We start from the raw sequence: 10,746 nt of genomic DNA, 5'->3' as shown, positions 1-10,746 counted from the left end.
CTGAGAGCGATTAATGAGAATGTATCGGTATCAGAATTTATAGCTCACGCCGCCATACACCGTACGCCCAGACAGGAAATAATCGAGATTAGTGGCAACATAGTCTCGCTTTTCGTTGGTCAGGTTAGTGACGCCCAGCTTCAGATCCACGTTTTTAACTGGCGTGTAGGTTGCACCGATATCCACAGTATTAAAGCCGCGTGTTTTATTCGTTTCTTTATCACGCAAATATTGGTTGCCCGTGTACTGATAGGACACATAGGTTGAGAGGTTATCCAGTGCCTGCCAGTTAAGTTGGGTATTAACCGTATTTTTCGGGGTTTGCTTCAGACGCTTTCTGGTGGTGCGATCTTCGGCATCAACCACGGTCCAGTTGGTGGTCCAGTTTAGGTCATCTGTTACATCAATCCAGAATGAGGTTTCGATTCCCTGAATGCGGGCCTTGCTGACGTTGAAGTAAGTCACCGTTGGGGCTTTATTATCCCACGCCTCTGCCTGGATCATATCCTTGATATCATTATTAAACAGAGTAACGCCTGTGCCGAAGCGTTCTGCCTCATACGCAGTGCCAATTTCATAGCTGATGGATGTTTCAGCTTTGAGATCTGGATTACCTATGCGTTGGCATCTTGTGCGACAGTCAGCTTTGGAATAGCCTTGGGTAAACTGGGCTAGCGTAGGGGCTTTAAAGGCCTTATTGACGCCGCCTTTAATCACCCAGTTGTCGGTTAAACTATAAGTAGCGTAGGCGCGTGGGCTGAACTCGGTGCCGTAGACTTCATGGTGGTCAACACGACCGCCAAAGGTGAGGGCTAAATCAGCGATTTTGAATTCGTCTTGCAGGAAGAGAGCACTCTGATTGACGTCTACTTTCCCGCCTTTCATGTTCATGCTGTGTTCCAGCGACGTTATGCGGTATTCGCCGCCACCGGTTAGCAGATGATCGCCCAAATAACCGGAGATTTGTCCATCAACTGTCTGATTATTTTGAGTAATATCGGCAATGCCTTTATTAAGCTCAGAATTATCCATTAAATCGATATTTTCGTAGTAGTAGCGTAACCGCGTATCGAAATTATCCCAGCTACCGTTATGCGTGAGTCCCAGACCGAGGCGATCAATTTTTTGTGTATTATGGACGGTTGCGCCAAAGTTATTCCAGTCGACGAAACGGTCATCTTTGGTATAAGTCGCATCAAAATCCAGACTTTGCTGAGAATCGATCAACCACGTCAGGTTACCCAGCACGCTGTAGTTATCACGTTTTTCCAGAGCATCTGTGTTGCGGTTTTGTGATAGCTCGGTACGCCAGGCGTCACGTTTTCCGCCGTCAACAATCAAACTTCCCAGCAGCGTATTTTCCACCAGCGGCCCGCTGACGTAGCCATTCAGACGATTATTATCGCCGCCGGATCCTTCGGTTGGAGCCTGAAAGTTATAGCCGATCTCGCCGGCCACTTTCTCCCCCGGCTGGCGCAGAATCACGTTTACCACACCGCCCAGCGCATCGGCACCGTACAGTGAAGACATCGGGCCACGAATCACTTCGATACGCTCAATCGCCGACATGGGAATGGAGCTAAGATCGAAATCATTCCCCATATCGGTTGCGAGCGATTCTTGGGAGTTAATACGACGACCATTCACCAGCAGCAGCGTGTAGTCTGCCCGCATGCCACGGATTTTTATTTCATTACGGCCATAGCTGGTAGAGGGATTGATGTTAATGCCCGGCAGCTTTTTCACCGCGTCGGTAACGTTATTCACCGACATCTTTTCCAGCTCGGCGCGGGTGATGACAGAAACGCTGGCGGGGGCGCTTAGCGTGGTGTGTTTCGTCTGTGTTGCTGTCACGACGATTTTTTCATCTGCCGCGTTTTCTGCCTGTACAAGTGCAGGCAGTGCCAGTAATCCGGTCATCAGCAGGGCGTGATACACCTTGCTGTGTGGAAAATGATGATGTGAAAAACGACTTTCCGGTTTTAGCTGCATGTCAAAGACCCCATCAAAGAGTGGAAAAATATCCCCGTAAACGTGCTGTGTTGCATGTATTGCCGACCCACTCGTACGTGAATCGATCGGTTTATTGCCCTGTATACCCGTCATACTTCAAGTTGCATGTGCGTTGGCTGCGCTACTCGGCCCACTTTCGTGGACCTCGCCCCGCTGGGGCCGCTGCAAGCAGCGTTCAAACCTGCCTCTTGCAGATTTGTCACTCACCCGAATCACTTACCTGAGTAAGCTCATCGGGATTCCTTCTCTTGCCGCCTGCCTGAAACTCGAATTATTTAGGGTGTAATCTGTGCTGGCTGGCGTGTGGCCATCTTTCGGCTGCGTTCAGCCAACTGCGAAATTAAGCGCAGGGTCAGCAGCATGGCGGCCAGCGCAAATACGGTGCTGGCGATGGCGAGCTGTGAGAATCCGTCAATTTTTCCCTCGGCAGAGGTGCTCAGATAAGCGGCAGAAGCGACGCTGGCAAGCCCGGATGCCACGTTGGCGGCGGTTCCCTGATAGGACATGAACGCGGCGCGCTGATGCGGCAGTGGAATACCGGCGGTAATTGCCAGCGTACTGCTGGAGCGGGCTGCGCTGAGCGCCATGAACAGGGTGAACACCAGATACAGGGAAAGTGAAAAAGGCAAAACGAAACCGCAGAGAATCACAACGGCCAGCAGCAGCGTTGTGACTACAATCGTTCGGCTGGCATATCCCCGATCCAACAGATTGCCGCACAGCTGCATGGTCACCATGCTTGCCAGCCCGCCGCAGAGATAGAGCAGGGAAATATCATCCCGCGGGAAGGCCAGATTGAACTGAAAGTAGTTGGAAAAGTGGGGAATCAGCAGGAAATGACCGAACATTTGCAGCGAGATTACCGTCAGCCCCAGCAGGAAAAGGGGGGATGCTAACAGGTCATGTAATACCGACGTGGGTGCCGTCGTGGGGGAATTACCTTGCTGAACCCGATGCGTCGGCGGCATGGAAGGAAAGAGCCACAGCACCAACAACACCAGCAACAGGCCACCGAGGCCGAAAGTATAAAACGGCGCTTGCCAGTTAATACGATGAGCCAACTCCAACGACAGCGGCATGATGACAATCGCCGCGAGCGAAAAGCTCATGCCGACATAAGCCAACTGCTTTCCGCGCTCGTTGGCTGGCACAATATCGACAACCGCAGCCATCAAGACACCGGATGCCGGCCCGGCAACGCAGCCCGCCAGAATAAACAGCAGCAAAAGATCGGTTTGGCTGGTGGAAAACATGCAGGCTGCCGTCAGGCCAAAGCGTAGCGTCAGCAGCACGAGCAGAGCATGTTTACGGTTAAATCTGTCCAGATAGGGAGCGGCGAGGAAGCCGACGATGGCGGAGGCAAACGTTGCACCGCCACTAATGTAGCCGATGTTCTTGGCATCCATAGACAGGGCGCTGACGAAATCGGGGCCTAGCGGCATCACCATCATCAGGCTACCAAGGGAAAGCATGTTAATGAGCAGCGCCAGATGCACAACGGATCGGGTGTGCAGGCGGTACATGCTTTCATCCATGACAGGCTCACATTTAGACATAATTAGTAAAATATTTGCGCAGTCTAGCGCAGCTTAATTTTTCTGACAATGAATGATAAGTATTTTCATTATCATCTGTGATGTGGGTTTTATAATCAATACATTCCTGTTGCTAACCATTATCCATTATGAAACATGCACAAAAAAATTGATTAACATCAATATAACCCCTAATTAATGGGTGTGAATAACCATTCTGTGGAAGGATTGACCGAACACGTTACTTCAGTGTAATTTAACTGCGCTTAATATAAATGATAATGATTTTAATAATCATTGGTATTTAATTTGCGAGCGCAGGAGCTGTCTTGTGGATACACTGATTACAAAAACTGAAGCATTTAGCGGGTTAACCTATTCGGAACAAACCGCTTTTTTATATGCATCGGAACACCGAAGCCTGTCTACTTCAGGCTTATTTGAACGTATTTCGTCCCCTGTTTGTGTTCCTGGCTCGCACGATGACAGGCTTAGCCCTGCAATCGCGCAGGCATTCCAGCGAGCGCGTCAGGCAGGGCAGTCGCTGCCTATTGTTGTGGGGGCGATTCCCTTTGATACCACGCAACCGTCTTGTCTCTATATCCCTGATAGTTATAACGTTACGACGAAATCTGAACTCGTCAGCCGTGCCCGTAAGCACACGGCCGCGGGCCCTACCGCGCTAACGTTAAACAGCGTCCCAGACGAATGTCAGTTCAAGTCCATCGTGGCAGAGGCCGTTGAGCGGTTCCGCCGTGGTGAACTGAGCAAAGCGGTGCTGTCACGCGTTTTGGACATTGAGCTAACGAGCCCCGTTAAGGCGCAAACGATCCTCAATAACCTGATGGTGCAGAACGCGGGTGGATACCACTTCTCACTGCCGCTGCCGGATGGTTCGGTATTGCTGGGCGCGAGCCCGGAACTGCTGGTGCGCAAGCAGGGGAACGTCATTGTCTCTAATCCGCTGGCGGGATCGGCGCGACGGATGAACGATGAGCATCTGGATTACCTGAACAGCCAGCGCCTGCTGAAATCAGGTAAAGACAAGCACGAGCATAAGCTGGTGGTGGACGACATCCGCCAACGCCTGATGCCGCTGTGCTCGTCGTTAACGATTCCATCGGCCCCTTCGTTGATGCACACCGCCTCCATGTGGCACCTGTCTACCGCTATCCGCGGTGAACTGGCGAACTCAGAGATGACGGCACTTCAGGTCGCCTGCCAGCTCCATCCTACCCCCGCACTGTGCGGCTTCCCCACACAGGAAGCGCGTCAGCTGATTGCCGAGCTGGAACCGCACGATCGCGGCGTATTCAGCGGCATCGTCGGCTGGTGTGATGCCAACGGCGATGGTGAATGGGCTATAGCGATTCGCTGCGGCACCATTAAACACAACAAAGTCCGCCTGTTTGCCGGTGCGGGCATTGTTGAGGCGTCTGTCCCCGAGGATGAATGGGCTGAAACCGCCGCCAAATTAAACACGATGCTGAATGCGTTTGGGCTTAACTCAGGTGTGGATGGACTATGAGCATTGAATTTACGCCCTGGCCAGAGGAACTGGCACAGCGTTATCGCGACAAGGGTTACTGGGTTGGCCTGCCGCTAACGGATGCCTGGGAACGTCATCTGGCGACGCAACCTGACGCGGTTGCGGTAGTGTGCGGCGAGCGCCAATGGAGCTATCGGGAGCTGGATCGACAGTCTTCCGCACTGGCATCGCGTCTGACGGAAAGCGGCCTGCGCTGTGGCGACACCGCGCTGGTGCAGTTGCCGAACGTGGCCGAATTCTACCTGACCTTTTTTGCGTTGCTGAAAATGGGCGTCGCGCCGGTTAACGCACTGTTCAGCCATAACAAGCTGGAGCTGCTGTCGTACGCCACGCAGATCGAACCACGCTTACTGATCGCCTCGGCTGAACATTCGCTGTTTGGCAACGGTGAATTTCTGGATCGGCTACAGACGCAGGTTCCCCGCCTGCAAACGGTGGTGATGCTCGGCGACAGCCCGCTGGGGCATAGTCTGACGGACTGGCTGCAACCGTACGCGTCGACCAGCCAGTATCAGCCTTCTGCGTCGGGGCAGGTGGCTTTCTTCCAGCTTTCTGGCGGCAGTACCGGCACGCCGAAGCTGATTCCCCGCACCCATGATGATTATTACTACAGCGTGCGCCGCAGCGTGGAAATCTGTGAGCTGACGCCACACACCCGTTATCTGTGCGCGTTGCCTGCTCCACATAACTTCCCGTTAAGTTCGCCCGGTTCGCTTGGCGTGTTCTACGCCGGTGGACGTGTCGTGCTGGCTCCGGATCCGGGGGCGATGACCTGTTTCCCGCTGATCGAACGCCATCAGATCGATATTACCTCGCTGGTGCCGCCCGCCGCCGCTCTGTGGATTCAGGCAGCCGAACAGTTTGGTGGCGCGCTGCGTAGCCTGAAGCTCTTGCAGGTAGGCGGGGCGAAGCTGAGTGAAACCGTTGCCCGTCGTATTCCGGCGGTGCTGGGCTGCCAGCTACAGCAGGTGCTCGGCATGGCGGAAGGGCTGGTGAACTACACCCGACTGGACGACAGCGACGAGCACACTTTCACCACGCAGGGCTATCCGATGAGCCCGGACGATGAAGTGAAGGTGTTGGATATCGACGGTAATCCGGTGCCGAGAGGCGAAGCGGGTCTGCTGGCGACGCGTGGTCCGTATACCTTCCGCGGTTATTACCGCAGCCCGGAACACAATGCCCGCGCTTTTGATAGTGACGGTTTTTACCACTCGGGCGATGTGGTGCAGATGACTGAGGATGGCTATCTGCGCGTGGTCGGGCGGGAAAAAGATCAGATTAACCGAGGCGGTGAAAAGATTGCCGCGGAAGAGATCGAAAACCTGCTGCTCAAGCATGATGGCATTCTCCATGCTGCGCTGGTGTCCATGCCCGATCCGATTATGGGCGAAAAGAGCTGCGCTTTTCTGGTGGTCAGCGATCCCTCGCTGAAAGCCATCACGTTAAGAAAATATCTTCGTAATCAGGGTATTGCTGAATTCAAACTGCCGGACCGCTTCGAGATGATCGACACCTTACCTGTCACGCCGGTCGGCAAGATTGATAAGAAATCACTCCGTCAGCGCATCCAGACCCAACTTAGCACTCAAAACCCAACTTGGTGTTCAAAATAAATAAGGATTTTGTGATGGCAATCCCTTCTATTGCTTCTTATCCCCTGCCGCGCGCACAGGATTTCCCTGAGAACAAGGTTTCCTGGGCGTTTGAGCCTGAACGCGCGGTGCTGCTGATTCACGACATGCAGGACTATTTCGTGAATTTCTATGGCGCGGACAGCCCGCTGGCGCAGCAACTGATTGAGAACATTGTGGCATTGCGAACCTACTGCAAAGCACAGGGGATTCCGGTGGTGTATACCGCGCAGCCGAACGCACAAAGCGCGGCCGACCGGGCGCTGCTGAACGACATGTGGGGCGCAGGGCTGAATAATCATCCTGAAAAACAGCGTGTCGTGAGCGCGCTGGCACCGGATGAGCACGACACGGTGCTGGTGAAGTGGCGCTATAGCGCCTTCCACCGTTCGCCGCTGGAACCGATGATGAAGGAAATGGGTAAAGATCAGCTGATTATCTGCGGCGTTTACGGGCATATCGGCTGCATGATTACCGCGACGGATGCCTTCATGCGCGACATCAAGCCATTCATGGTTGGCGATGCGGTGGCGGATTTCTCACTTCAGGAACACCAGATGGCGCTGAAATATGTGGCGACACGCGCCGGACGGGTGGTTAGCACGACAGAACTCACAGGAGCAAAAATGGCACAGGCACTGACGAAACAAGGACTGAGAGCGCACCTGCTGACCTTGATCGACGAAGAAGAAGATCAATTCGATGAAGATGAAAACCTGATCGACTACGGTTTGGATTCGGTACGCATGATGGCGCTGCTGACCGAATGGCGCAATCAGGGCGTCACGCTGAGCTTTGTCGATCTGGCGCGTAACCCTAGCCTGAATGCCTGGTGGGCGCTGATCGAAAAACAGCAGGGAGCCGCATCATGAAGCCCTTGAGCGTTGCGCAGCGCGGGCTGTGGCTGGGTCATGCCCTGAACGATGATAAAGCGACGTTCAACACGGCGGAGTGCATCGCGTTTGATGGCAAAGTCGATAGTGAAGCCATGCTAAGCGCGATCCGTCAGGCAGTCATGGAGTGCGAGTGCCTGTACTGCCAGTTTGTTGAAATTGCGGGTGAACAGGCCGACCAGCCGGAAATCGGCTTTGTGGCTTCACAACTGCCGGTGCCGATCGGCGTGCTGCCGATTATTGAACTGTTGCCTGCGCCGATGACGGATGAAGAGCAGACAATACGCCACTGGGCGCGTGAGGAAATCTCCCAGCCGTTGGATCTGCGAAACGGATTACCCTGCCGCTTTGCGCTACTGTGTGGTGAAAAGCGTGATTTTCTCTATAGCTGCGTTCACCACATTGCGCTGGACGGCTTTGGCACCACGATGCTGTTTCAACGCATCGCCCAGATCTATACCGCGCTGACGGCGGGGCAACCCGTGGCGGTGGCGGAGTTCGGCCCGTTCAGCGAAGTACTGGAAGAAGAACAGCAGCGTGATGCCAGCGGGCAGACGACGCAGGCGCGTGATTTCTGGCTAGAAACGCTGAACGCAATGCCGGAGCCGGCCAGCTTCAGCGAGAAAAAAGCCCCGATTGCGGCGCGTTTTTTGCGCCAGAGCAGCGTGTTGCCGACGGATATCTGGCAGCCGCTGACGGCGCTGTGTGAAGGCAACAAAATCAGCTGGCCGGATCTGTTTCTGGCGATGCTGGCGACGCACCTCAAGCTGGTGTCCGGCAGCGACAGGCTGACGTTCGGCATGATGGTGATGAACCGTATCGGCTCCGCCTCGCTGACGGTGCCGAGCATGCAGATGAATATCGTGCCGCTGTGCATTCAGGTAGATGAACAGGCGGACTTTGTCACACTGGCACAGCAGGTTGCCCGCACCAAACGCACGCTGCGTCGTCATCAGCATTATCGCTATGAACATTTACGGCGCGATCTGAACCGCGTCGGCGGCGAACAGCGCCTCTTCGGCCCGCTGATCAATATCATGCCGTTCGATCATCCGCTCAATTACGGATCGTTGTCGTCCAGCACGTTGAATCTCAGTGCCGGGCCAGTAGAAGATCTGACGATCGAGATCCATTTCAAACCGGATGGCACACCGGTGCTGGATTTTGATGCTAACCCAGCCTGTTACAGCGCGGAAGCGCTTGCCAGTCTGCAAGAAACCCTGTTCACGCTGCTTCAACGCTGGCTGGCACAGCCGCAGCAGACCAGTGGCGAGCTGCTGGGACGCTGGCTGCGTGAAGAACGCGAACTGGCGCTAATCACCAGCCGCGAGCCTGAGCCGTTTGCCGAACCGGTTCTGACGGCGATCGCCAAACAGGCGCGTAAAAACCCGAACCATCCGGCGCTGACGCAGCGCGATCGACAGTACAGCTACCAGCAGTTGCTGGATCTGAGCGGTCAGGCTGCCGCGGCGCTGCATGGGCGCGGCGTTCAGCCCGGCGAACGCATCGGCATTATGCTGAACCGTAGCCCTGAAACCATCATTTGCCTGCTGGCCGTGATGCAGTGCGGTGCGGTGTATGTGCCGCTCGATCCTGAACAGCCGCGTGAACGTCAGCAGCACATCATCCAGATTGCCGATCTGCATACGATCGTCACGCAGGCGGATTATCAACATCGGCTGGCGTCGGTCTTTTCCGGCGAGATCGTTCTGGCGGGGCATCTTCTGTCATCCAACGCACAGGCCGCCGCGTTGCCGCCAGTTGAAGCGAGAGACGGGCAGATTGCTTATGTGATGTTCACATCGGGATCGACCGGATTGCCGAAAGGCGTGGAGATCGGCGCCAGCGCGTTGGATCACTTCACGGCGGCGGCACGTCAGCGCTACGGTCTGCGTGCGGCGGATCGCGTGCTGCAATTTGCCCCGTTCAATTTTGATGCCAGCATCGAAGAAATTTTTGCCACGCTGACCAGCGGTGCGACGCTGGTGCTGCGTACCGATGAGATGCTGGAATCGATTCCGACCTTTGTCGAACAGGTAGAAGAACAGGCGATTACGCTGCTCGATCTGCCAACGGCATTCTGGAATGAATGGGTAGTGGGGCTGAAAACCGGCACGCTGACCATGCCTTCCGCACTGCGCGCCATCATCATCGGCGGTGAAGCGGTGTACCCCGAACAGCTGGCACAGTGGCAGCGTCATGCACCGAATACGTTGCGCTTAATCAATACCTATGGCCCCACAGAAACCACGGTAGTCGCGACCAGTTGCGATCTGCAAACGCAGTCTGCCGATGTGGCGCAGCTTCCTATCGGTCTGCCGTTGGCGGGCGTCAACGCGCTGATTTTGGCGGCGGGCGATCGCTCTGCTGCGGAAGGAGAACTGGTGCTGCTGGGGCCAACGCTGGCGGCGGGTTATATCGGTACAGAACACACGGCGTTTACGCAAATAGCGGTGGGCGATCAGGATCTTCCGGCTTACCGCACCGGCGACAGAGTTCGGCTGGAAAAAGGACAGCTGTTGTACCTCGGGCGTATGGACAACGAATTTAAAATCAGCGGCTACCGGATCCAGCCAGGGGAGGTTGAAGCCCATCTGCTGGCGCAACCGGATGTGGATGAAGCCTGTGTGCAGGGCATTGTTTACCCCAACGGCGTGCGGCGACTGGTGGCGTTTGTCGCCACGAAAGCGGGCGAGGTTGATGCACGAGCGCTGAAACAGCGTCTGAGTAGCGTGCTGCCGCCAGCGATGATCCCGACCGATTACCGCGCCTTCCGCCAGTTGCCAAAAACCGGCTCTAACAAGGTCGATCGCAAGCGCTTGCTGGCGGAATACCGCGACGAGGCACCTGCGCAGGCGTTAGCCAGCGAAACCGAGAACCGGGTCAGCGCCATCTGGCAGCAGATCCTCGGCGTGTCGGGGATCCAATCGCGAGATAACTTCTTCGAACTGGGCGGGCAGTCATTACAGACCATCCAGATCGTTAATCGTCTGGCCGCCGAATTTTCCGTCAGCATCAAGGTGTCTGATGTGTTCGATCATCCCCAGCTCAGCGACTTCTGCCGCTACCTGGACGACAGGCTGTCACAGGATGAAAACAGCGTGGAAATGGTGTGGTAGGGA

Annotated in this window: 6 protein-coding genes; 4 read left to right on the top strand and 2 right to left on the bottom strand. The window is 55.2% G+C overall.

Annotated features, from left to right (window positions below):
* Positions 1–30: 30 nt before the first annotated feature.
* Both K7X24_RS20565 and K7X24_RS20560 read right to left on the bottom strand, forming a co-directional pair.
* The gene (locus K7X24_RS20565) at positions 31–1,992 is read right to left on the bottom strand and encodes a TonB-dependent receptor domain-containing protein (protein WP_224558126.1); all 1,962 of its coding nucleotides are present in this window, start codon (positions 1,990–1,992) and stop codon (positions 31–33) included.
* Between the two features lie 296 nt (positions 1,993–2,288).
* On the bottom strand, positions 2,289–3,548 hold the full coding sequence (locus tag K7X24_RS20560) for an MFS transporter (protein WP_224558125.1): 1,260 nt from the start codon (positions 3,546–3,548) through the stop codon (positions 2,289–2,291).
* 331 nt (positions 3,549–3,879) lie between these two features.
* Between K7X24_RS20560 and K7X24_RS20555 the strand changes: the two genes are divergently transcribed.
* The 4 genes from K7X24_RS20555 to K7X24_RS20540 are packed head-to-tail and all read left to right on the top strand — an operon-like array spanning position 3,880 to position 10,743.
* Positions 3,880–5,076, top strand: a complete 1,197-nt coding sequence (locus K7X24_RS20555) for an isochorismate synthase MenF (RefSeq protein ID WP_224558124.1) — start codon at positions 3,880–3,882, stop codon at positions 5,074–5,076.
* The gene (locus K7X24_RS20550; protein WP_224558123.1) at positions 5,073–6,713 is read left to right on the top strand and encodes a (2,3-dihydroxybenzoyl)adenylate synthase; all 1,641 of its coding nucleotides are present in this window, start codon (positions 5,073–5,075) and stop codon (positions 6,711–6,713) included. Before K7X24_RS20555 ends, K7X24_RS20550 begins: the two co-directional genes overlap by 4 nt.
* A gap of 14 nt (positions 6,714–6,727) precedes the next feature.
* Positions 6,728–7,603 (top strand): isochorismatase, encoded by an 876-nt coding sequence (locus tag K7X24_RS20545; RefSeq protein ID WP_116362616.1) that lies wholly within the window; start codon positions 6,728–6,730, stop codon positions 7,601–7,603.
* The gene (locus tag K7X24_RS20540) at positions 7,600–10,743 is read left to right on the top strand and encodes a non-ribosomal peptide synthetase (protein WP_224558122.1); all 3,144 of its coding nucleotides are present in this window, start codon (positions 7,600–7,602) and stop codon (positions 10,741–10,743) included. Before K7X24_RS20545 ends, K7X24_RS20540 begins: the two co-directional genes overlap by 4 nt.
* Positions 10,744–10,746: the final 3 nt, after the last annotated feature.

Origin of the sequence: Pectobacterium versatile, assembly GCF_020166435.1 — a bacterium.
Lineage (GTDB): Bacteria > Pseudomonadota > Gammaproteobacteria > Enterobacterales > Enterobacteriaceae > Pectobacterium > Pectobacterium versatile.
This window is presented reverse-complemented; position numbering and strand designations above follow the sequence as displayed.

What these genes read in the sequence shown, in the direction of transcription:
- K7X24_RS20545 (WP_116362616.1), top strand. Translation starts at nt 6,728, where the DNA reads ATGGCAATCCCTTCTATTGCTTCTTATCCCCTGCCGCGCGCACAGGAT.
- K7X24_RS20540 (WP_224558122.1), top strand. Translation starts at nt 7,600, where the DNA reads ATGAAGCCCTTGAGCGTTGCGCAGCGCGGGCTGTGGCTGGGTCATGCC.
- K7X24_RS20550 (WP_224558123.1), top strand. Translation starts at nt 5,073, where the DNA reads ATGAGCATTGAATTTACGCCCTGGCCAGAGGAACTGGCACAGCGTTAT.
- K7X24_RS20565 (WP_224558126.1), bottom strand. Translation starts at nt 1,992, where the DNA reads ATGCAGCTAAAACCGGAAAGTCGTTTTTCACATCATCATTTTCCACAC.
- K7X24_RS20560 (WP_224558125.1), bottom strand. Translation starts at nt 3,548, where the DNA reads ATGGATGAAAGCATGTACCGCCTGCACACCCGATCCGTTGTGCATCTG.